General features: G+C 44.1%; 7 protein-coding genes. 3 read left to right on the top strand and 4 right to left on the bottom strand.

Annotated features, from left to right (window positions below; genetic code table 11):
• Positions 1–121: 121 nt before the first annotated feature.
• The 3 genes from NST15_RS02020 to NST15_RS02010 all read left to right on the top strand — a co-directional run bounded on the left by NST15_RS02020 (position 122) and on the right by NST15_RS02010 (position 3277).
• Positions 122–1048, top strand: a complete 927-nt coding sequence (locus NST15_RS02020; protein WP_017358537.1) for a DMT family transporter — start codon at positions 122–124, stop codon at positions 1046–1048.
• A gap of 193 nt (positions 1049–1241) precedes the next feature.
• Positions 1242–2576 (top strand): hypothetical protein, encoded by a 1335-nt coding sequence (locus NST15_RS02015; RefSeq protein ID WP_224559202.1) that lies wholly within the window; start codon positions 1242–1244, stop codon positions 2574–2576.
• Positions 2577–2584: 8 nt separating this feature from the next.
• Positions 2585–3277: an ABC transporter ATP-binding protein gene (locus NST15_RS02010; protein ID WP_017358539.1), complete on the top strand. Its 693-nt coding sequence runs from the start codon at positions 2585–2587 to the stop codon at positions 3275–3277.
• A 79-nt stretch (positions 3278–3356) separates the two neighbouring features.
• Here the strand turns inward: NST15_RS02010 and NST15_RS02005 are convergent, their stop codons facing one another.
• From NST15_RS02005 to NST15_RS01990, 4 genes are all read right to left on the bottom strand, one after another.
• Positions 3357–4097: an alpha/beta fold hydrolase gene (locus tag NST15_RS02005; RefSeq protein ID WP_048001291.1), complete on the bottom strand. Its 741-nt coding sequence runs from the start codon at positions 4095–4097 to the stop codon at positions 3357–3359.
• Between the two features lie 6 nt (positions 4098–4103).
• Positions 4104–12302, bottom strand: a complete 8199-nt coding sequence (locus NST15_RS02000; RefSeq protein WP_342498794.1) for an amino acid adenylation domain-containing protein — start codon at positions 12300–12302, stop codon at positions 4104–4106.
• Positions 12303–12315: 13 nt separating this feature from the next.
• Entirely contained in the window at positions 12316–22458 is a 10143-nt protein-coding gene (locus tag NST15_RS01995) for an amino acid adenylation domain-containing protein (RefSeq protein ID WP_342498793.1), read from the bottom strand.
• Between the two features lie 62 nt (positions 22459–22520).
• Positions 22521–26354: an amino acid adenylation domain-containing protein gene (locus tag NST15_RS01990; RefSeq protein WP_342498792.1), complete on the bottom strand. Its 3834-nt coding sequence runs from the start codon at positions 26352–26354 to the stop codon at positions 22521–22523.
• Between the last annotated feature and the right edge of the window lie 27 nt (positions 26355–26381).

The raw sequence follows: 26381 nt of genomic DNA, 5'->3' as shown, positions 1-26381 counted from the left end.
TCCTTGTACCGGTACAGATATCAATAACTCTGATTGTACACTTTACTTGATCCGTTTACGATAAAAAGACAGAACCGGTCAATTCAACTGAAGCATGCATGCTCTTGTAAGGAGAATTCTGATGGATATGTCAAAACAAAAAGCGTATGCTGCCTCGATCGCATACGCCTGTATAATTGGTTTTTCATTCTTGTTTGTCAAAGTGGCTTTAGCATCAGCGAATCCGATTGATGTATTGGCACACCGATTTACCGTTTCTTTCGCAGCCGCTCTTTTGTTATTTCCATTTTTACGAAAAAAGTACCGTTTTTCCATTCAATGGCGTGATCTTATTTACATTGTGCCATTTTCCTTGCTTTATCCTGTGTTGTTTTTTGCATTTCAAGTGTGGGGGCTGATGTTCACCTCTTCATCAGAGGCCGGCATTATTCAGGCGACCATCCCTATTTTGACAATGGTGCTTGCAGCATGGTGTTTAAAGGAACGTCCTACCTCGATTCAGGTGCTGTTTACCATTCTTTCTGTGTCCGGGGTGATGCTCCTCTTTGTGGTGAAGGGAATTGATGTGAAACATTCTCATCTCATTGGTTATGTGCTGATCTTACTTTCAGCCTTATCATCCAGTGCCTATAGCGTATTTGCCAGGGTGATGACACGGCGATTCCATGTCATTGAACTGACTTTCGTGATGACATTCTTTGGATTTGTCTTCTTTAATGCTGCTGCTCTCATTCGGCACTCGGTACATGCTACACTACCGCAGTTTTTCAGTCCGTTTACGCAGCCATCCTTTGTATGGTCTATGCTCTTTTTAGGCATTCTCTCATCACTGCTCACAGCGTATTTATCAAACTATGCTCTTTCCCACCTTGAAGCAGCAAAGGTGAGTATCTTTAACAATCTTTCTGCTTTCATTACCATTGCCGCTGGCGTGCTTATTTTACATGAAACGATTGATATGGTTCACCTCATCGGAGCTGTGCTCGTTATTGGCGGAGTGATTGGCGGGAATGTGGTGAGGAAGGGGAATTCAACACAGAAGAACTAGACAAAACTAACAACAAAACCATTTATTGTATTGTATTTTTTTGTATAATAAGGAGAGAGAACCTTTCCTTATTATACAAACTAAAATGGACGTGTTATGAGTGCATATATTTATAGTATTTACAAAGATATTGATCCTCAACGAGTTAAGAGACTATCAACGTAACAGACCTTATTTATATGTGTTATTTGCGATGAACTACATACTAGCACCACTCTTCCTAGGTGGACTGCTTGCGTTTTTTGTCAAAAACGTATCAATCATCTACATCTCATTTTTCATTTTTTTAACAACGATTCACCTTGATAAAAGTCTTATGCGAATCTTATTTTCTTCAGATAAAAAACAAATGGCCATCTTGAAATTGAATATGGATCAATATATTTTTGGGAAAGATATGAGTAAATTTTTCGGTGTCATGATTGGTTTTATATGCTTTTTTTTAGGTTCTTTCTGCATGATTTTAAACACACATGCTTTGTATCATTCTTTTATTCTTGGAGCCTTAGGCATTAGCTCGTTATTATTCGGATATTTACTTAGATTGAACTTATTATTACTTCTTACTAGACCTAGATTCTTTTCAATCACACCCATGATTCAATACATCACCACTGGGATCATTGCTTCTTGGATGTTTTTTGTTTTTAAATTCGAATTATTTTCTATTCCTTTTTCTAACCAATTGGTGCTTACGCTTGTTGCTTTGATCTTTCTTACTAGTCTTATTTTGTTAATCAATTGGAAAAAGAACCTTAGATATACGCCTATCTTCCATTCAGATGAGAAGGATAGACATCATCAAAACACAACATCAAGATCTTTCGATCATATTTTATTTTTTGAAATCACCCTTCTTTTGAGAAACCCTCCAATACAATGGTCGGTTTTACTATTTATATTCTCAATATCTGGTGGTCTATTTACTCTCATTCTGTATGGTGTTCATACAAACCAAATCGAAACAATGAATATAGAAAATGATTTTTTGTTTATTTTTAGTGTTATGTTCCCTATGATTTTTATTTCTAACGCCCTTCAATCTTATGTCTCTTTTGATGTTGATGGTCCCATTATTCCTTTAAAACATAGGTTACCTCACTTTATAAAGAACAAAATAAACTCTAAGTTGATATTATCCGTTTTATTACATATGTTTTTTTGTACTGTATATACTATCTTTTCTACTTTTACAATAAATGTAGATCACCCCTTTTATGTGATATTTACTTTGTTAGTTAGTAGCGTTTTAATAGGCGTATGCACAGTTGGTTCTACTGTTCTATTTCCTTATTTTAAATGGGAGTATGTGTATCAAGTTCCTAGCACACTGAGCAAATTAACATTAAACCTTTGCTTCAGTTTCATTTTAGGCTTATCCGTTATGTCCTCATATAACCTAGCCTCTTTTATTGCGGCAAATACGATCATGATTGTTTGTACAGTGATCATCATCGTCATCATGTTTTTATTTTGGGATAAAACGATTAACAAAAACTGCAAATCAGTTAAAACATTATTCGAGTGAGGGATTGTATGCTTTCAATTCATGATCTAATCAAGGAATATACAGAGTCAAACTTCAAAATATCAATTCATGAATTACATTTTCATCAAGGCTCAATTGTTGGATTATTAGGCAAAAATGGCGCTGGAAAAACAACCATTCTTGAAATAATCGCGGGATTGATCTCACCAGATAAAGGTGAATTAATCATACAAAAAGATATAGAAAATGGTTTTTCAACTGTCGGTTACATGGAAGATGATCCAACACTTTTTGAAAACTTAACATGCTTCGAATTGATTAAATATCAATCCATGTTAGTTGAGCAACCGTTAAATACAAAACAGATTCAACATTTATTAGAGAAATATGGGCTTGAAAAACAAGCCCATATTCGCTCTTCTTCTCTATCCCGAGGGATGAGGCAGAGGATTTCTTTTATATTAACCACCTTACACAATCCAGCTATAATCTTATTAGATGAACCATTTACCGGTCTAGACCCAGCAAATATGACTCTTATGAAAAGACATCTAAGAGAATTTAAGGCTCAAAATAAAACGATCATTCTTTCTACGCACATCCTTCAATTTGCCGCTAACTTATGTGACGAGATCCTTTTTATAAATGAAGGACAAATCGTTCATTCAGAAAAAAAACCTTCCGAAGAAACATTTGATGAAGGTCAGCTTGAAAAAAGATTCTTTGAAATGTTATCCTAAATAGCAGTTTCTCTACGTTTAAAATGGTATTCAGCTATAGAAAACAACGGCCCTCGTTTGACGGGGCCGTTGTTTTCTTTTATTGGCTGATGAATTGCCTTTTTGTTGTCTGCTCAATGACATGCCTCATATGTTCTGCGAACTGCTCGAGGTGTGTGTTGATATACATGTGCCCTCCTTCGAAATCAGTACGTTCGATGGCGTTTGCCCATGTTAGCCAGCCGTCTGCGTCTTCCATGCATTTCTTATCTTGCTTTCCGTTCAATAAATAAACGGGTGATTTAATGATTGTTTTGTCTGTGTGCTGGAAGGATTCTAATGCTTGATAGTCGGCACGTAAGGATGGTGTAAAGTAATCCATCATTGGCTTGTTCTCTAACAATTCTTTTGGAATCCCGCCCATTTCAGCGATATGCTGAACAAATGCTTCATTCGATAAATGGGTCAATATTTGTCTTTTTGTTTGCGGTGGCTGAATGGCAGAAATGACAACCGCTGCCGGATCGATGCCTTCCCTTTCTAGCAACTGAGTCAGCCTGTACACCACAAGTCCGCCCATGGAATGTCCGAACAAAATAAATGGACGGTTTAATTTGCCTGTCAGTCCTTCTTTATACAATTCAGCCAGCCGGTCAATGCTTGTTTCAAGCGGCATGAGGTTCGTTCCATGACCCGGAGGCTCTGCTGCTGTCACTTCGGCCGTGTCCTTCAGCTGTTCAAAGAGCGGACGGTAAGAGGCGGAATATCCGCCTGCAAAAGGAAAACAAATAAGCTGAATGAGATCTGATTTTTTTTCAAAGGTTTTAAATAATTGGTTCATACGTCCTTACCCCTTTACGATCGTTTCAAGAATCTGCGCAAGTTGATCTGCCTGCGGTCTTTTCATCATGGTCACATGGTCGCCTTTTATTTGATAATACGAGCACGTTTCTCTCGTGTAAGCTTCCCAATCGGCAAATTTCTTCTGGAAATCTGTGGCGTGATCGCTGCTTTGTATAATATAAAACGGCACAGAGAATGGGTCTTTTTCTAATTCAATGGCTTGTGACATGATGGTATTATGAGTCTGCATTTGCAAGTATTTATCTAAATAGTGATCATTCATAAATTGATGAACGACTTCATCCTTTTCTGCTTCTTTGAGGATTTTCTGCTTCACTTCTTGGAAACTGAGCCCTTGTAATGCTTCTGGTTTGATGCCGACGAGGTTCCCCATACCTAGGACGAGGGCGAGCATTTTCACTTCTTCTTCGTTCATATCGGCATGAAGCGCTTGATCTGCCTCATCTCTTAATACCGGAACCGTATCTAAAATGATCAATCCTTTTGGCGCTTTTCCTGCATGACAGAGTCTCTGATTCATTCCGTAAGCAAGATGTCCGCCCATAGAATGCCCTGCCAAATAATCAATGCCTGGTCGATAGAATGTCTCAATGGCTTCAATAAAAATGGTGACAAGCTCTGTATAATGAAGGAATTGTGGTTCTTCATCCTCATATAAGCCTGGAGACTGCAAGGCGTAAACAGCTCCTTCATGTGTCATGAGCTTGGCCACATCGATATACCCCATCACCGTTCCACCAGCAGGCGGTGCAAAGAAAATTCTCGGTTCAGCCGGATCCCCTTTTTTCAACTCGATTACATAGTCTTTCGGCGCTCTTTCGACAGGCTCGCCTATTTCTGGTACTGTGTCCAAATATGCCGCTAACTGTGCTGGCGCTGGGTGCATAAAAATCCATTTCGGATCAACACGGACACCTTTTTCTTTTAATTTGGCAACGGCTTGAATACTCATAATGGAATCTCCACCTAAATCAAAGAATGAATCATGAATTCCTACTCGTTTGACACCAAGCACTTCACTGAAAGCTGTCACAATCAGCTGCTGTGTTTCTGTTACCGGTTGATCGTCTTCATGTGAGGAAGAGACTGCGTCTGTCGGCTCCGGCAAAGCTTTTTGATCGACCTTCCCATTCGTTGTGACGGGAATTGCGTCAAGTACGATAAAGTAACTTGGAATCATATAGCCTGGCAGGCTTTCCTGTAAAAATGCTTTCCATCCGGGAACAGGCTCTCCCCCATCTGTGACAAGGTAGGCTGCCAGCCGTTTTGAGCTGCCGTACGTTTTAGCAATGACGGTACATTCTTTTACTTGTGGGTGTTTGAGCAGGGCTGTCTCGATTTCTCCACATTCAATTCGGTAGCCTCTAATTTTGACCAAGTTGTCTTTTCGGCCAAGGTATTCAATACTGCCATCAGACCGCCATTTCCCTAGGTCACCGGAACGATACAGTTTGTCCCCTTTTAATGCCGGGAATGGATTGTCAATAAACCGCTCCTCCGTACGCTCTGGGTCATGCAGATACCCTTTCGCCAGCCCTGTTCCGCCGATATAGATTTCTCCTTTTACGCCTGTTGGTACTGGATTGAGATGATCATCTAGTATGACAACCGTTGAGTTGGCGACTGGCACACCGATTGGCACTGATCTAGCATCCTCCGGTACGTGTGTGACTTGATAAGTGGTCGCTAATGTTGTGTTTTCTGTTGGACCGTAAGCATTGATCAGCACACCCTTCATATGCGGCAATGCCTTTCGTGCATGCTCACTAGACATGGCTTCTCCGCCAACAAGTAATGTACGGTATCCAGCTACACTTTTTGGATCATGCTCAATCAGCCGGTTGAATAATGCAGTTGGCAAACAGTTGGCTGTGACTTGATGCGTTTTGATTAACCGAGTTAATTCGTCCATATTCAGAGCAGCATATTTCGGGATCAGAACCAGCTGACCGCCATTGAGCAGCATTCCCCATAATTCAAAGGTAAAGGCATCAAATGCATAGTTAGACAGCTGAAGCATTTTATCTTCTGAACCAAGCTCAATATAGTTTGTTTCTTTCACTAAGCGGACCACACCTGCATGAGGAAGCATCACGCCTTTTGGTGTGCCTGTTGAGCCTGAAGTGTAGTTAACATAGGCAAGCTGGTCTTCTCCTACAATCGATTTTTCCCTTTGATACACTGCGTCTGTTTCTGGTAACGGCTTGTCCATTTCAATCTTTGTGCCGCTCAGATCGTCTAAACGATTGATCAGATGCGACTGGGTTAAGATGATATCGCTTTGTGTATCGCGAACGATCAGACCGATGCGGGCATCTGGATACTCAGGTGACATCGGTACATAAGCAGCACCCGACTTGACGATCCCTAGAACTGAGACCATCATGTCAAACGAACGATCAAACAGCATCGGGACAAGTGAACCTGGTCCAACGCCCTTTGACTGTAAATAGGCAGCCAGTTTTGTCGCCTTCTCGTCTAAATCTTGATACGTCATATGCTCTTCCATATAAGATACAGCAATCCGGTGCGGGTCACGCTGCACTTGTTCTTCAAATAATTCTTGCAGCTTACGCTTTGGATAAGGCGTGTCAGTTTGATTTTTCCCTATGATCATGGCATCCTGTTCTGTTTTGTCCATGACGCAAAAGTCAGCAAATGTCCGTTCAGGCTGAGCCGTCATGCCATCTAACAGATTGAGATAATAATTCATCATACGGTGGATCGTTTCTTGCTCAAATAAATCCGTATTATATTCCACATGGATAGACAGCTTGTCCTCCTGCTCAAATACATGCAAGGTGAGATCAAATTTAGAGACGGTATGATGGACCATCACTTGTTCCGATGTCAGTCCTTTTAGGTTGATATCCAGCGAATCAGTGACATACCCCATGGCGACTTGGAAGATCGGCGAACGACTTAGGTCTCTATCAATTGAAAGGTCATCCACAAGCTTGTCGAATGGATAATGCTGATGCTCAAAGGCTTTTAACGTCATTTCTTTCACCTTTGCCAGTAAATCGGCAAAGGTATCGGCTGTTGAAACGTCCTGTCTCAGCGCCAACGTATTGACAAACATGCCGACGAGCTTCTCTGATTGTTCGACATCACGGCCAGCGATCGGCGATCCAACAATGACATCTGTTTGTCCAGACAACTTGTGAAGCAGGACATAATAGGCTGACAACATCGTCATAAATAGTGTTGTCCCCTGCTGCCTCGACAAGGCATGTAAACGACGAACAAGCGGTTCATCTATCACGATTTGCTCTGTAGCCCCATTAAATGTTTGAACCGGCGGACGAGGACGGTCAAACGGGAGCTCTAATACCGGCAACTCTCCTTGTAACGTTTCAAGCCAATAGCTCTGAGCCTTCTGGTGGTTCTTTAATTGCTCATTCTCCCAATGAACATAATCGGTCCATTCAACCTCAAGTGCAGGTAGCTCAGGCGTTTCCTCTGATAATAGCGCACCATACACGACTTCTAATTCTTGAATAAGCAGGCTGAGCGACCATGCATCGGAAATGATATGATGCTGCGCACAAAGCAAGTAATATTCCTCTTTCCCCATATCAACAATTGTCCACTGTGCAAGCGGTCCCCGTTCTAAGTCATAGATGCGGTTCGCCTCTTGCTGAATCAGCTGTTCCAATCTTCTCGCTCTTGTTTTTTCATTAAATAATGAGAAATTCGCAACGGTTACTGATGGCGGAAGGTCTTCACGGATGACTTGAACCGGCTTGCCGCCAATGGTTTGAAATGTTGCGCGCAGTGCTTCATGACGTTTTGTTAAGAGACCGATCGCTTTTGTTAACGTTTGGATGTGTAATTGGCCCATCAGCTTCCAAGCACCTAATATATTGTAATGATGGCTCTTTTCTAATGTAGATAAGAACCAAATTCGCTTTTGAGCATGTGACAGCTCATAGCTTGTTCGTTTTTCCAGCTTTGGAATGCTGGCTTCCTGAATGGCTGGTGCTCCATTGATGTCATCGACCATTTGTGCCAAGTGTGCCAGATTCTTGCTTTCAAACAATATTTTTAGCGGTGCCTTTATTGAAAACTCATGATTAATACGAGAAATCGTTTGAGTGGCCTTTAATGAATGTCCACCAAGATCAAAGAATTGATCCTCTTTGTACACACGATCGACTTCTAAAATATCCTCCCATATGGCCGCAAGCACCTGCTCTGTCTTCGTTTCTGGCAATTGCTTTTCAAACGGCTGTGCGTGTTTGTGATGGAACTGTTTGAGGGCTTCGTGATCAATAGAGCCATCTTGTTTTTTCGGTATATCTTCCACTTGCCTGATGTCCCATTTCCCCTCTATGATGTCTGTGATCTTGTCAGCATCCACTTCTTTGCCTGATTGCACCGTATAGTACAGTTTCTTTTCAAAAAGCGGCATTGGTGCTGGTTGAAGATGTTCAGCGATTTCTTGATTCGCCCCATCTAGGCCGATAAATAGATGCGCTTCATTCAGCCGAACACCTAGACATAATGAATGGAGCCCTTGTTTTTTTCCAATCAATTGAAAGCCCTTGCGAACGGTTAGCGCAGCCCCAGTATGTCCCTTAGACAAACCAAGATTATCCCACATACTGAAATTCAACGAAATCGCTCTTCTTCCCTCATGATAGGTAAGGGCATGTGCGAGTCCATCTAAAAAGCTGTTTGCCGCAGAATATGCACCAAATGTTGTGCCGCCAAAATAGCCATTCACTGATCCAAAAAAGACGAGTGGAACTGACGGGTCATGCTTGAAGGCTTCTTGTAGCACCCAAGCACCATCTGCCTTCCCTGAAAGTTCTTTGACGAAATCTTCTTCTGTCGTATGAGCCAGTGTGTACGTATCCACATGCTGAAAGTGCTCAGATACATTGCCAGCACCGGCTAAATGAAGCGCTCCTCGGATCGACTGTCCGAAATGCTTTTCTGCTTCATAAATCGCCTGCTCGACGTCACATAAATTCGTCACATCGGCTTGTACATAAAGGACGTCTCCCAGACCTTTAAGCTGTGAGAATGACGCCTCTTTTTCTCTGTCTTCTTCAAGGGATGTCCGTCCAATTAACACGAGCTTCAAGCCAAATTGGAGCATTTGCTTAGACAGTTCAAATCCAATACCGCCAAGCCCGCCAGTCAGCAAGTACAAGCCTTCATATTCTAAAAACCCTTCTGTCTGAGGTGCCGTCATCATATTCACTTTTTCCAGCTTTGGTACGAGGCGCTGGCCATGCCGGTAAGACACTTCTGCTTTCAAATGAATCGCACCTAGTTCGTCCGCAATATGCTTGGCATCCTGTTCCACATTCTCCGCTTCAATATCAAGGTGAGACACTTCTGCCCCTTCCCATTCTTGCGGGATGGTTTTTAATAATCCGGCAAGAGACGTTTTCTCCACATGAAGCTCATCTTGCGGTTTTACAAATTGACCACCTTTTGTGACAACAACGAGACGCATCGGCTCTTTATTTTCTTGTCTCAATGCTTGATACAAATACAAAATGGATTGGCTAGTGCTTGCATTCAGTTCTTTGAACTGCGCAGGGCTGGCAATCATCTCCCTGTCTGATACATTCCACAAGTGGAGCATACGGTCAATCTTTAATTCATCGGCTTCAAGCGCCGCCACAAGCCTGACGTAATCCCCTTTGATTCGAGGGTTCATCTGATACATCCCTTTTGACAGGCGTAAAAATTCATAACCCTTTTTCACAGAAACATAAGGCAGGTTCATTTGTTCAAATTGGGTATAAAGCGATTGATAAAGCCCTTTTTCATCCTCAAATACGAGTACATGATCAGTGGAGACTGGCTGAGATGGACCGATATTCTCTTTTACCCAAATACGTTTAAAGAACCAATCTGGGAGGGTTTGTTCATTTTCTGAAGCAAGATCAAGTGCACGTTCAATGTCATGAAATACCCCATCTTTCAGTGCCGCACCTAGTTGGGCACGTTGGATTTTTCCGCTTTCTGTTTTCGGAAATTGGTCTTTTTTCACCGGAATGATATGGTCAGGTTCGATTCCCATTTTGCGAATGATGCTCTCTCTAATCTGCTGAATCATTGTGATTTGATCCTCTATCGAATCCTTCTGCGTGACAAAAAAGACGGCAAGTGTGTCATTACTTGATTCGGGATTGTAAATGCCGTACGCAGCGGCAAAGGTGACTTCAACCCCCTCAACTTCTTCCACAACGGCTTCAATTTCGTAATTCAAATAGTTCGCTCCGTTGATAACGATGATATCCTTTTCTCGTCCTGTGAGGACTAGGCGCCCTTCATGAATAAATCCTAAATCTCCTGTATGAAACCAACCGTTTTCCGCAAATACTTCTTCATTGGCTTCCTCATTTTGATAGTAGCCCATCATAATCGTTGGACTCTTCACCTGCAAGCGGCCGACTTGATCTTCTGGCAACACTTGGTGATGCTCATCTACAATCCGAATCCATACAGAAGGGATGGGTGCACCGACTTCTGTAAAAGTCATCTTGTGCGGATGATCGTGCGTCACATATTGAATCTCACTTGTTAATGAGGTCTGATCAATGGTCAGCTGTCCACCCTGATCATCATGACGCATGAATTCTTTTGACTGGACAATGGCTGATGATGTTTCTGACATGCCATAAGCCGGCACCATCGCATGGCGGCTTAATCCGTGCTCACCCATGATGTGCATGAAACGCTGCGTCACTTTAGGAACAACTGCTTCGGCGGCGTTCATGATATAAGTCAAGGTGGAGAGATCCCAGCTCCCTTTGCGAATGTCGTCTTCATATTCATTCATCATCGCAAAGGCAAAGTTTGGCGCCCACGTCCTTGTGACACCGTATCTTTCTACCCAATCCAGCCACACCATCGGACGTTCGATAAATTGGTCAATGGATGGACTAATTTGCTGGCAGCCGAGGTACACATCATGGACATGAAACATGACAATGCCCCCTACATGATCAAGCGGCATCCAGTTCATTGATACATCCTCATGCGTGAAACCATTTGCCTGCTCAAAGGAAATGATTCTAGATAAAATGCTTTGATGGTTGTGCCGGATACACTTTGGCACACCCGTACTTCCTGAGGACAGCAGCTGAAGCACAGGCTCATCCGGCTCTGGCTCATAATGCTGTTCATCTGGATCACAGGCAAGTAATGTTTCGATTGTTAAAATCGGAATCGCTTTTGATTCAAATGTTTTACGCAGTCCTGCAATGTCCTCAGCACTCGCTTCGTTTGTAATAATGAATGGCTCATTTTGCAGCTGAAACACGCCCTTGAGCTTGTTCACGCCTTGATTCATTTCATCATACACAGGCGGTACAGAGACTGGGGTTGGAATGATTCCACCGAGAATACAGCCCCAGAATACCGTGATAAAATCTTGATGATCTTTCAATTGAAGCAGCACTTGATCGCCGTTTGAAAGTCCGGCTGCCCTTAATCCAGATAGGACACGTTCCGCTCCTGTGAGCAATTCCGGGTAAGTCTGGATCACCTCATGACCGCCTTCTTTGAGATACGTGACTCCGCGATTTGGTGACATAAAGGCGGCTCGGATCAGTACCTCTGTCAATGTGACTGGTGTACCTGGTTTTCTGATCACATCACCTCCATAAACAAGAGCTGGTGGTTTTTCTTGTACGGAGGATTGTATGGTTTGGCTGACTTCATCTTTTGAAAACGATTCGTTTCCATTTGTACGCTGTCTATCCGGGAAGAGGTCATCTAAATGATAAGGTGTTTGTTTTTCTGTCTGACTCTCTATCAAAACAGCTGCTTCCTCTACTCCATCTATGGCTTTCGTGCGCTCTTCTATCTTTCTTCGTTCCTCTTCATCTAGTACATCAATGGCAAGCAGCGCCTCGGTATCGACCGCTCCACTTTCTTTTCGCGGCAAGGAAGAGACGAGGACGAGTGCGGCTGGCACTTCATCAGGATGAAGCGGGCCTTTCATCAAATCCTCTCTTGTCAGCGAAGGGTCCTTCGCCTGTGCAAACAGCACAAGCGATAGGCCTCCTTCTTGATTTTTCTTCGGGATGAGCGCACATTCCTTTAGTGGAAAGTGAAGCATGAAGACTTTCTCTAATGCTTTGAGATCGATTCGTTTTCCATTGATCCTGACAATATGATTTGCTGCATTTCCTTTTCGTCTACTAACTAGCATTCTTCTTCTCCTCCTACATCCAATCCAAAATCTGAATCTTGCTTTCTTCCGTCCAAACGCCGACATCCCCTGTCGGATAAAGGTATTCGCCTGTTTGATGTTTGAATGGATGCGGAATTTTATGCGCCTCCATCCAATCGGCTAGCTCTCCAAAAAGTGCTTTGATCTCTTTGGCGCCGATAAAAATATCTCCAGGAAATCCAATCGGCATGAGCTGATGTTCTTCATTCAGGACATATATTTCCGTTTCATAGGCAGGATCATGTACGCCTGCATAAACTTCTTCTTGGTCTGGGTATAGCACGCTGACATGTGCGTTTTTCGCCCAATCACTGATCATCCGCTCTTTTTCCTCATTTGTCACAATTGTGAAGGAAGATAGCGGCGTATCCACTTGTTCTGTCATGGCTTCAAGTGTGTGAATCAGCTGCTGCATCAGCGTTTGTATTTGCTTTTCTGTATATTGATTTAAGTTGTATGTGATCCGAAGCTCCAGCGTATCTCCCGGCACTGCGACAAGGGTTAAGTCATAATTTGTTTCTTCATGACTGGCGATGTCTAAAATGCGTACGCCATACGGCTCAATGGACTCAATCGGATAGTTTTCAAACACGACAATGCTGTGAAACAATGCCTCTCCATTTGGAATTTCCGTCATCTGCTGAATATCTGGCAGTACGGTATACTCGTATTCTCTCATCTGAAAAACGGTTTCCTGTGTATGGGCGAGCAATCGTGCAATCGTCCAGTCCGAATGGATCGGTAAACGAAGCGGCAATGTGTTAATAAAGAGCCCTGTCATGCTTTCCACTTCTGGTAAGTCGGCTGGCCGGCCAGATACGGTCACCCCAAATATGACATCCTCTGCGCCCGAATGAAGGTGCAAGAGCAGTCCCCACGCTGATTGAATCAGTGTGCTCATCGTGATCTTCTGCTTGCCAGTCATCTTCTCCAGCTTCTGCTGCATCTCTGGCGTCAATTTGACGCTGGACTGCGCCATGCTTACTTCTTGGTCTAAAGCATGTTCTTCGCCGTCTCCTGGAAGCGGTGTCGCTTCCTCTACGCCTGACATATAACGCTGCCAGAATTCTTGCGCCTTCTCTTGATCCTGCTTTTGCAGCCATTCGATAAAATCTTTATATGGACGGACTGTAGAAAGACTGATCTCTCGGTCGTCCACAAGAGAGCGATACAGTGCAAAGGATTCCTGAATAAAACTGAACAAACTCCAGCCATCGATTAAAATGTGATGAAAACTAAAGACAAACGTGCATCTTTCCTCATCACAACGGAATAAAGCAATCCGAATTAGCGGTTCATCTATATGGTCTAAATGGAAATCCTTTGAACGATCAGATATTAAAAAGTGTTCGATTGTCTCTTCTTGCTCCTCGTCACTCAGGTGGCGCACATCGTGCTGAGTGAGATGGATGCTTCCTTCTGATTGAATGAACTGAACAGGCTCCTTCAGCCCTTCCCAAGCGAATTTTGTTCTCAAAATCGAATGTCGTTCTACAAGAAGATTCCAAGCTTGTTCATAGGCATCGCCGTTTGTTAAGCCTTGGAGCGTCATATGCACCTGACCAAAATAAGCTTGTGAATCTTGATCTAGCAGTGCATGAAACAGCATTCCTTGCTGCATTGGAGACAGTGGATACACATCGACTACATTGTCTGGAAGTTCATCTAATTGCTTTTGCGTGAGCTGAACCATCGGAAAATCAGATGGTGTAAAGCCGCCGCTCGTTTCAACACAATGCGTCAAGATGATCTCCATTTTTTCTTTAAAACGCTCAGGTAACAACCGCACCTCTTGATCTTGCAGCAGTTCACGATTGATCATAAAGTTCATCTGCAACTGACCATCTGTCACATATCCATACACATCGATCAAATGCTGTCTTTCTGCTTTCGGATCGTGAACATGTCCATTTCGCTCGTCTGCTATATACAGCTTGGCTTCGCCATCTGCCTGATCTAACTGACCGAGGTAATTAAAGCTCATCTGCGGCGTTACCGTTTTGAGTAAACGAGATTCTGTCATGTATTGAAGCAAACCGTAGCCGATTCCCTTTTGCGGCACAGCTCGTAAGGTTTCTTTGACGTCTTTGATTTGTCTTGCAACATCGGTTTGAATAAAAGGAATAAAAATAGGATAAGAGCTTGTAAACCAGCCGACTGTCCGTGACAAATCCATCTGTTCAAATAAATCCTCGCGTCCATGCCCTTCTAACGTGATGAGCATTGGCTTTCCAATGGCTTGCGTGAGGCCTGATAACAGTAAATCGTTAATCTCTGTTCGGTATGCTTGTGAGGCCTGTCTAAGTAACATATCTGTTTGTTCCTTTGTGAGCTGAACCGACAGGATCTCTGCATGTTCTTCTATATTAGAAAGCGCAGGCAGTTGGAAAGGAGAACCTTCTTCCTCTTGATCCTTGATTTTTTGCCAAAAAGAGGCCTGCGCTTGTAATTGATCTGTTTGTGCATATTCATATAAGGCATCTGCCCACTGCTTATAGGAGGCGGTTTTTTTCGCAAATAGGATGTCCTGCCCCGAAGCAAGCTGTTTCAATCCATTTAGTACATCTTCTTGTATTATGCGCCATGATATGCCATCCATGACGAGATGGTGTGCAGCAATAAAGAGCTCAGACGTGTCTTCACCTGTATGAAAAAGAATCGCTTTGATCACTTCTCCACGCTCTAATGACAATGTTCCTTGACAGGCATTTGTCTCCAAGCGGATTTGTTCCCGTGCTTCCTCTTGAGACACATCTGTCACATCAAAGAATGTGACACAAGGTGTGACACCAGGCTCACGAATGGTTTGAATCCATGTGCCATCTGCCTCTTTTGTATATATAGCTCTCAGCATATCGTGATGATCGACCAGTTTTGAAAGAACCTGTGTTAACTGTTCATGTGGAACAGATCGCTTCATTTCAATATGCGCCGAGAGATTCCAATAATCTTGATTGGTCATCGATTGCTCAAAGAACCAAGATTGAATCGGGAGAAGACGAACCTCTCCTGTCACAGGTGATTGATCATAGACCGTAGAGACCTCTGACTTTCTCATCGCTTGTGCGAGTTGTGAGATGGTCTGTTTTTCAAATACATCTCTCGGCTGGATGACGTAGCCTTCCTGTGCTAAGCGTGCCACCATTTGTATGACAATAATGGAATCTCCGCCAAGCTCAAAGTAGTTATCATGGACGCCAATAGAAGGAACGCCTAGCAGCTGAGACCACACTTTTTCTAACACACGTTCTTCCTCAGTAGCTGCTTTGTCAATGGCTGTTTCTACTTCTTCTTGTCTCCACTCTGGCGGTGGAAGACGCTTTTGGTCTACCTTGCCATTTGGCGTGAGCGGTAATTCATCCAGCTCTATTAATAGGCTTGGCACCATATAATCTGGCAGAATGTCTTTTAAGTTATGGCGAATGTCTTGCGTGGTCATGCCGCCTTTTTGGACAAAATAACCGATCAATCGCTTATGACCACTCTCGTGCTGATGCGGGATAACGGCACATTCTGTGATGTCATCAAATGTCAGCATAGCGGCTTCAATTTCTCCGCATTCCACGCGGTGTCCACGAATTTTCACTTGATGATCGATTCTTCCAAGACAGTCAATGATGCCATTTGACAGCCAGCGGCCCATATCGCCTGTTTTATATAAACGCGCTCCTTCTTGGAAAGGATGCGGGATAAATGATGATGCTGTTTTTTCTTCATCTCCAAGGTAACCAAGTGCTAGCCCTGTGCCGCCAACATAAATTTCGCCGATGACGCCTTGCGGAACTGGCTGCATTTGGTCATCTAATACATAAGCTTGTGAATAAGCAATAGGCTGTCCAATCGGGACCGTCGCCTGATCTTCTTCTAGTGCTCGAATGTGATGCACACAGGAGAACGTCGTATTCTCTGTTGGTCCATATCCATTTAAAAGCCCTTCAGGCAAATACGGTAGTGCTTTTCGGATATGAGCGGCTGATAAGGCATCTCCGCCGATCAATAATGCATGAAGTCCAGATAAAGCTTCTGGATGTTCTTCTGTTAAACGGTTGAACAGCGGCACAGTCAGAAACCCTGTTGTAATCTGATAAGTTTTTAGTGCTTCCGCTAATGTATCCATTGATAAAATGGTATTTCGATCCGTCAGTATGAGCCTTCCCCCGTTTAAAAGGGCTCCCCATATTTCATACGTAAATGCATCAAAAGAGAAGCTAGCGATTTGTAAAATGCGCGTTTGTTCATCAAGGGTGACATAGTCTGTTTCACACACAAGCCGGACGACCGCTTGATGCGGGATCAGTACTCCTTTTGGCTGTCCAGTTGACCCCGATGTGTAATTGATATAAGCAAGTCCATCAGGTCTTAGTGCAGCGGGCATGACCTCTGCTTCTGGTAAAAATTCTTCATACCCTTGATCAAGACAAATGAGCTCCGTTTGATGAATGGATACTTTTTTCAGCCATTCATTTTTTGTCAGTAAAAGCCGAATCCCTGTATCTCTCAGCATATAGTCAATGCGGGCATCTGGATATTCAGGATCAATTGGCACATAAGCCCCTCCTGCTTTCACAATGGCCAGCACCCCAAGAATCATTTCAGGCGATCTGTCGATGAGCAGTCCAACTGGTTCATGCGGCGTCACGCCTCGCTGCTGCAAATAGGCTGCAAGACGATCGACTTTCTCGTGTAACTCCTGGTACGTCCACTCATCTCCCTGGAACTCGAGCGCCACTGCATGAGGTGTCTTTTTCACTTGCGCTTCAAATCGTTCCGTCATAAGCAGCGGACCTTTTGGTTGATCAGTCTTTCCGCTCCATTCATAGAGCAATTGATGCTTTTCTTTCTCTGGCAGGAAATTCACTTGTCTGATCGGCTGCGCTGGATTTTCACAAATTCCTTCAAGCAGGTGCTCGTAGTATGCAAGGAATCGCTCCATCGTGTCATCAGAAAATAAATCCGCTTGATACTCAAGTTTTAACTGAAGACCTTCAGCTCCTTCAAACACAAACAGGGAGAGATCAAATTTCGCTGTATCATTATCTTCAATGGCTAAAACCGACGTCGCCTCCCCCATTGGAGATGCTTCAAGCGGTAGGTTTTGCAGAACGAACATGACCTGAAACAGCGGCTGCTTACTGGCATCACGCACAATATTCAATTCATCGACCACCATCTCAAACGGCACATCCTGGTGTGCATAAGCACCGACAGTTGTCTCCTTCACTCGCTCTAATAATTCCGTAAAGGCTGGATTCCCGCTATGGTCGATCCGAAGCGCCAATGTATTCACGAAAAATCCGATTAAATGCTCCATTTCCGTTCGATTTCTCCCAGCAATGACCGAGCCAATGACAAACTCATCCTGTGAAGACAATCGATGTAAAAGCGTAGAGAAAGCCGAGAGCAAGGTCATATACAGTGTGCTGTCTGTTTTCTTGGATAGCGCCTCAATCTTTTTAGACAGCGACTTCGACAGCTGATATGTTTTCGTCTTCCCTTTGTAGGATTGAACGGCCGGCCGCGGATGATCATACGGCAATACCAAATCTTCAACAGGTGCCGCAAATTGCTCCTTCCAATAGGCAAGCTGCTTATGCAATGGCTCTCCTGTCAAATACTCCTTCTGCCACAGTGCGTAATCCGCATATTGAATAGGCAATGCCGGCAAGTGAGGCTCCCGCCCTTCGATCGCCGCTGTATACCACTCAGATAATTCTCTTGCAACAATGCCAATCGACCAGCCATCTGACACGATGTGGTGAATGGACATAAGCAAGATATGCTCTGCGGGTGAAAGTCGAATCAGCTTCACTCGAAAGAGCGCTTCGTGTTCTAATTGAAAAGGTGTGGATGCCTCTTCTTTCGCCCATTCAGCCGCTTTTTGTTCTTTCTCTTCCTGTGACGCTATGCCTGAAAGGTCCATCACCTCAAGCTCTGGCAGGGCCATCTGTTCATGAATGACCTGTACCGGTTCATCCCCGCTCATCGTAAAGGACGTTCTGAGCGATTCATGCCTTTCCACCATATGATGCAGACTTTCCTGAAGCACCTTGATATCTAAAGGCCCATTCATCCGAAACGAAATCGTATTATTGTAAAATGGCAGATCCGGCTCTAATTGATAGAGGAACCACTGTCTTTGCTGGGCATAAGACATCGGAATTTCCTGACCCTTCTCCATTTTTCTCATCGGAATCACTTCATCTGCTTTGGCATTTGAATCGATCCAGTCTGCTAATTCTCCGAGTCTCGTATGTTCAAACAACACAGCAAGCGGCACGTCAAACCCTGTTTTTTGCCTAACCGCAGACAGCATTTGCGTCGCCTTCAGCGAATGGCCTCCTAGTAAAAAGAAATGATCGCCGCAGCTGACATCCGAGACATCGAGCAACTCTGACCAAATGTGTGCGAGCAGTTTCTCCGTTTCTGTGTGAGGTGCTCTGTTGTCTGAATCCATTCCGCTTTCCTCTATTAATTCATGAAAATATGCCTCGTCTGGCGATCCATCTTCTGTTTCTTTCCAATATTCCTCAGGAAACAAATGCACGGCATATTCACCAGATAGACGGGACTGTAAACACGTATGAATCGATTGATAAAGCCGCTCTTCCACCGCCTTTGTTTGATCAGTTTTGAAAAAGACGTAAAAGGTCTGCTCTGTTTGCATCTCCGCATCCGCATGGATCATCTCGTGAATCTCTTTCTTCGATCGATCCAATCCCGCATAAATGAGCGGAGCATCTGTCATCAGACATGCGAGCATTGTTTGGAAGCCTGCCTGCTTTGAAATTGGTAGATAACCTCTTTCTTTTAACATGCCTTTTATCATGGAGCCTTCACTCATGCCAATCTCGTCCCACATGCTGAAACTAAAGCAATATGGCTTCACTGTAGATGTCAGCTTCTGATAATGAGCAAACTGTTCCACGAACTCATTGGCAGCGCAATAGGCGCCGACAGTCATACCGCCCTTTAGCGTTCGGGCTGACGAGCTGGAAAGAAATAAAACATTCCTACGTTTGGAGGCAGCTTCATGAAGCGCAATCGTTCCATATACCTTTGCTTCGTACATGTCATTCAGAGACACAGATGTCATATCAGCAAGCAGTTCTTCTTGAATAATACCTGCGAAATGAATGATGCCATCCAGCCTTCGATTTCCGGCGACCTCATGTCTAGAGATGATTGCTTCTACCTCTTTTTCAGCCGTGATGTCTGCTTTCTCATAAAGAACCTTGCCGCCATGCACTTTTGCCTGCTTTTCTAGCAAAGACAATGTCTCTTGCTGGTCACTAGAAAGTGCCTCTCTCTCTTTCCTTCCAAGCAACACGAGATGTGCTTGATAAGATGTCAGTAGGTGTTCACTGACTAAACGTCCAATTCCGCCTAGCCCGCCTGTTATGACATAAAGCCCAGATGATTCAAATGGCGGCTCTTCCCTTTTCTGTTCCTTTTCCAAATGAAGAGGTGCTAAAAAGGGAATATAACGAACACCTTGACGATAAGCAGCAACATGACGGTCTTGGTCATGTGTAAGTTCTGCCATCATCGCCATTGCATGGGAATGACTAGATACCGATTCTGCTAGAGAAAAATCAAGACATTGCACCTTGATAAACGGCCATTCATGCTGAACTGCTGTCATCAGTCCGGCTGTCGTTGCTTTTTCTACATCGTGGATATGATCCCCCGGCACATTCATCGCATGGGCTGAGACAAAAGTGATGGCCACCTGCTCCTCATAGACGGAAATGGCTTTTGTTAAAAATAATGCACTCATGCTGCCCGTTTTCTGCGCTTGTTTTGCCTTGGACACATAAAGCTTGTCTTCTTGGTTTGTATAGTTCCAAAGGTGAATGATGTGTTTCACCGAAACGCCATACGAACGGAGCGTCTCAAAGAGTTGTTCGTAGTCAGACGGCCGATTCGGGTGGATGATGAAGTGAGTGTGTGTGAGTTGTTTGAACGCTTGACCCGGTTCAACCGTAATGTATGTTTGTTCACTGTTTGCAAAAGATTTCAATTGATCTGCCAGTCCTAATGGATCTGCAAAGATCACAACGTCCCCTATGATCTGCTTGTCAGCTGCATCAAGTGGAGCAGGTATCCACTTCTTTTGATAACTCCAATCAGGCAAGGTATGTTCATTTTCAAGTCTCATGTCCATTTCCATGATCATTTCATCAAATTCGCCTTCTTGCCATCTTGTCTTGAGCTGTGCCCTTTCTATTTTTCCAGAGCTTGTTTTGGGAAATGCATGCTTCTGGACAGGAATGATGCGAGATGCAGACAAGCCCATTTTTGTTGCAATATGGGATTTAATGTGCTGACTTGCCCTCATAATATAAGCTGGCTCATACAGCTTCGGTGTAAAAAAGAGAATCAGTTCATCGGATGCAGAAGCCTCCATTCGGACGGAACAAGCAGCCACAAAGCTCGTTTCTACTCCCGGTACTTCCTCTGCTATGGCTTCAATTTCATAGTTGTGATAGTTTTTCCCGTTGATGATAATCATGTCTTTTTCTCTACCGGTTAGTGTCAGCCTTCCTTCGTGCAGGAAACCTAAATCACCCGTGTGAAACCAGCCATCCGCTTGAAATACTTCTTGATTCGCTTCGTCATTCCGGTAATAGCCCTTCATGGTGGTTGGACCTTTTATTTGCACACGGCCAATATGATCTTCTGGAAGAAGCTCATGCTGATGATTGACGATGCGTATCGTGATACCTGGAATCGGTTTGCCCAACTCTGTAAAGCTGACGGTTCCTGTCTCACGTGCTTCTGCTGGTCTTAGCTGCTCTGTCAGCGACGTTTCCTCAAAAGTCAGAACCCCGCTGTTTTCATCTCCACGCTCAATCGCAAAGGAAAACACAACCGCTGATGAGATTTCAGACATGCCAAAAGCCGGTCTGATCACATCTCCCTTTAAGCCGTGCGGAGCAAGCAGGTGTAGAAATCGGTGGATGGTTTTTGGCACGACCGCCTCTGCCCCATTGATCATGCAGGTCATCGCCGACAGATCCCAAGATCCTGATGAAATCTCTTTCTCATAATCATTGATCATCGCAAATGCAAAGTTAGGTGCCCACGTCTTCGTTGCACGGTAGCGGTCCATCCAGTCAAGCCACCGCAGCGGCTGAGCGATAAAGTCATCTGTTCTTGCCCGAATCTGCTCGCAGCCTGTGTACACATTGACAAGGTGGAACATCACGATGCCACCAATATGATCTAAAGGCATCCAGTCTAACGAGACATCCTCTTGTGTAAATTGATTTGCTGCCACTGTTCCTTTGACGTTCGCCAGCACACTTCTATGGGAATGCTCTACACACTTTGGCATCCCTGTACTTCCAGACGTTAAGATAAAGAAGACGGAATCATCTGGCGCGGCAGGGTGAGCGGCTGTATCTCTTTCTAATGTCAGCATCGGCTCAACTGCTGCGACACGTAATTGGTCTGTATGCCACAGTAAGGCTAACCCTTGCACCTCCTCGATCAGTGAGTCATCTGTTAGGATGAGCGGATGCTCGAGCAGCTTCCAAGCGTGATGAAGCTTCTTCACTGCAGCATTCATCTCCCGATAGGTTGGGGCAGCCGACACAAGCGTTGGAACAAATCCGCCTAATACACATGCCCAAAAGGCAGTGACCATGGCATGATTCGATGAGAATTGAAAGAAAACAGGATCGCCTGCCTTAAGCCCCAGTGCCCTTAAACCAGTCAGAACCCTCTCGGCGTCCCCTTGTAACTGCGCATAAGATTGTGTGAGTTCGTTCTTGCTATTCACGATATACGTAAGCCCATTTGTCGTTTTTGCAGCCTCTGTTAAGACGTCCTGTAAGGTCTGTGCGCCTTGTGTGACGTCGAGATCCCCTCCATAGGAAAGAGCGGGCGGCATATCGGCCAAAGCAGGTACAGCCTTTTGCGTCTGTATCGCTTCCGCTGCGGCCTCCTGCTCAATGTGCTTGTCGAGAAATAAATGAGAGAGGTGATACGGCCGCGGTCGAATGGTTTTTTCACGTGAAAAAACAGCGAAGCGTTCGATTTCGTTGGTTTGTAAAATGGTTGTCTTTACATCTTGTAAAATCGCATCCATTGATTCATGTCTACTCGTTTGGTTAATGGTTGATGGTTTCATATGAGTTCCTTTCCTTTTTTGTTAGGCAGGACTGCAAGGCTGCATCCTGCCTAATCTAAAGTTTACAAGACTCGTTCTCTATTTGTTTGATTGACAATATGTTTGATCAGCTGTGCATTTTGAGCTGCACATTCTTTATGTTTGAACATATCAGCATGCCGGCCATAGCCTTGGTATTGGGTAAAAGATCCGGCCGTTGCCTGTGTCCACTCTTCCATCCAGTCCGGGATCGCTATTTGTTCTTCAGATTGGATGAACGTAATATCTGCCTGTATTTTGCCTTGATTCACCCCCTTAACAAACGTTTCATAGTAGGCGCGCGTCTTTTGTGCAAGCGCTTCTTGAACAATCTCCCCTTGAGCAAGTTCGTTTTGTTTCGTTTGATGAACAATCGCTTCAATATCATCATCAATGGATCGTCCTTCTAAATCACTTTCTCCAATTTTCTTATAGGAATCGATCATGATGACTTTCTCGACTGTCCGTCCTACTTGTTCAAGCGCTTGAACAAGCTCAAAGGCGAGGTAACATCCGCCTGAGTACCCCATCAACGTCAGCGGCCCTTTTGGCTGAAGGTGCTGAATATGCTGAACGTACTGTGCCATTCGGTTATTCGTTTCAATAAAATCAAAGGCGACTAGCCGAACATCATCAAGCGTTTTTGCTGCTTCCTGATAGATAAAGCCGTAGCCTGGTAATGGCGGAAGAGCAAAGACTGTTGATGTTTGAGATTCATTGAATACAAGATAGCCAGCGGTTTCACCGTCCTGATGCTGAATATAACGACTAAGCGCTTCAATCGTCGGGGTCTCAAACAACAAATGAATCGGCACCTGAACCTCAAACTCTTTTGATACTTTGGACAAAAGAGACATCGCTTTTAAAGAATGTCCGCCAAGCTCAAAGAAATGGTCATCTGTGCTAATATCCTCTCGTTCAAGTACTTCTCGCCACATTACCAGCAGCTTTTGTTCCACTTCATTTGCGGGCAGTTTCACACGGCGGTTTCCTTGCGGTGCCTCTGGTTTTGGTAGCTGGCGTTTATCAACCTTCCCGTTTGGCGTAAGTGGGAGGTTCTCCAGTTCAATCAGCTCATGAGGCAGCATATAAGCTGGAAGACGCTCTTTCAGCCTTGATTTGATGTCATCGAGTTTGCCTTTCCATGCATCATCACACGTGATATAGGCAAGCAGCCTTGTATGATTTGTTTCATCATGATCCGCTAGGAGTACAGCTTGTTTTACACCTTGATGCATCAGAAGGTTGGCTTCAATTTCTGTCAATTCAATTCGGTGCCCCCGAATTTTCACCTGATCATCGACTCTGCCTGCATACTCAATCAGACCGTCTTCTCGAAAGTAAGCTAAATCCCCCGTGCGATACAGGCGCTCACCCGCAGCGAATGGATGGGCGATAAAGACTTGTTTTGTCAGATCAGGACGATTCAAATACCCTTTTGCCAGTCCTTTGCCGCTCAGACAAAGCTCTCCAACCATTCCAATCGGCTGAAGCTGTCTGTGCTCACTCAATATATAAGCGCCCGTCTGGTTGAGCGGCTTCCCAATTGGAATAGAACGTGCCTCTAAAGGGATCGCTTCATCTATCGGATAATACGTGGCAAAAACCGTTGATTCGGTTGGTCCGTATACATTCAACAATCTGCCTTTTCCCATCACATCAAAGGCTTTTCTCACATGCTGAACCGATGCCCTCTCTCCCCCAAACAGCACCTTACGCACACCGCGCATCCAGTCTGTTCCTTCATCAACGAGAAGATGGAATAAAGCGGTTGGAACAAACATGACAGAAATATGCTCTCCTTTTATCAACTCAGTGAGCTTCCCCATATCTAAAATGGTTTCTTTTTGCGGCAGGACAAGCTTTGCTCCATTTAAAAGCGCACCATATACATCAAATGTAAAGCCATCAAATACGCTATTTGATAACGACAGCAATGTATCTGTTTCTAAAATGGTTAAGTAATTCGTATTTTTGACCACCCGGGCAATATTGGAATGGGTCGTCATGATGCCTTTTGGCTGTCCGGTTGTTCCAGATGTATACATGATGTATGCCGTATCATTTAAACCAGCTTCAAGTGGCAGATTCTCTGAGCTCATCAGTAAAATTTCTTGATCATCTGCAAAAAGATACGTGCCATCAAATGCGAGTGACCTCGTCTGACTGATAAAGGATGAATGAGTCAGAAGATGCGTCGCTCCGCTGTCTCTCAGCATATATTGGATACGGCTTTCTGGATAATCTGGATCAATCGACACATAGGTGGCACCTGCTTTTAAGACAGCGAGTAAGCTGACAATGAGTTCAGGTGTCCGCTCTGCTAAAATGGCGGTCACCGTTTGATGACCCACCCCATTTTTTTGTAAATGCCTTGCCAGTCGATTGGCTTGTTCGTTCAGCTCCGCATATGTCATCGTGTGATCACCTGCTGATAATGCCACTGCATTCGGCTGTTTTCGGACATTATGCTCAAACCACTTTGTCAAATAAAGCTGATCATGCTCCAGCTCAGGTGCATTCCATTCCTCTAACATTCGCTGTTTTTCCTGCTTTGTCACAAGTGTCAGTGTATGAACTGACTGATCTGGATGTTTGATGGTCCCTTTGATCAAAAGGGTCAGCTGATCCTTTAATTTATGGACAAATGCAGGATCAAATGCACGCTGATTAAAGGCCAGCTTCAGCTGCAATTGTTCCCCGGGCGACGCCAGTAAATTGAGATCATAGTTCGATTTTTCATAGACATTCATGTCTTCTACTGTAAAGCCAAGCAGTGACTCCTGCTCGTCTTTCTTTGCAGCAGGGACATTCTCAAACACCACAATATGATCAATGAGCTGCTGCTGACCTACCTTAGCCTGAATATCATAAATCGGGATATATTGGTGCGGTTCAGCCGCTAAAGACTGCTGCTGCGTCTCTGATAATAGAGAACGGAACGTCATTTGGTCTGTCAGCTGAATTCGTCTTGGAATGACATTGATGAACAACCCCACCATCCGGTCCACACCAGCCAAATCCGACGGACGTCCTGACACAACTGTTCCAAACAAAACATCATTTGACCGCTGATACCTGCTTAGTAAAATGGACCAAGCCGATTGAAGCGCACTGCTTAACGTGGCATTCTGCTGCAAGGCTAACTCTGATAAAGCAGCTGTTTCTTCTTTACTCATGGCCCATTCGATTTCGCCTAATTCATGCTCATTTGTTTGCTTTCGCTGTTCTTTAAAAGTCGATTGCCCCTCAAAGCCAGCCAAAGATTGCGTCCAATATTCAAGTGAGGCTTGTTTATCTTGTTTTTCCAGCCAATGAATATATTCTTTATATGGCTTGACTGGCTCCAGCCTGTAAGGGATGTCATGCAAAAGTGCATGATAAATCGCAAACAATTCCTGCACAACTAGACCAAAACACCAGCCATCTAGAAGGATATGGTGATAGCTCCATATCCAGCGATAGCTTGAAGGACCCGTTTGAAAAACAGAGGCCCGCATGAGCAGATCCTTTGAGAGATCAAATCCTCTCAGCTGATCCTTTTGTTTAAAACGATCAATACGTTCAAACTGTTCACTTTCAGAAAGGTCCTGTATGTCCACAACATCAAGCTGGAAAGGTCGATTCTTTAATACAACTTGGACAGGACGCTTCACTTTTTCGTGGAGGAACACGGTACGAAAAATATCGTACCGTTCCACGATGATATTCATGCTTTTCTCAAGCAAATCATGCCGAAGTGTGCCCTTCACGTTCATATCCATTTGTTCTACATAAAAGCCTTTTTCTTGATGATGGAGGGTATGAAACAGCATTCCTTCTTGCATCGGTGACAGATAGTACATATCTTGAACTTGATCCCTTTTAAATTGACTCATCTATTTCATTCCTCCTTTCCCTTTTTC

This window comes from Bacillus sp. FSL R5-0820, assembly GCF_038593385.1.
Classification (GTDB): Bacteria; Bacillota; Bacilli; order Bacillales; family Bacillaceae; genus Bacillus; species Bacillus altitudinis.
The sequence above is the reverse complement of the archived record's forward strand: the minus strand, read 5'-3'. Positions and strand labels throughout refer to the sequence as shown.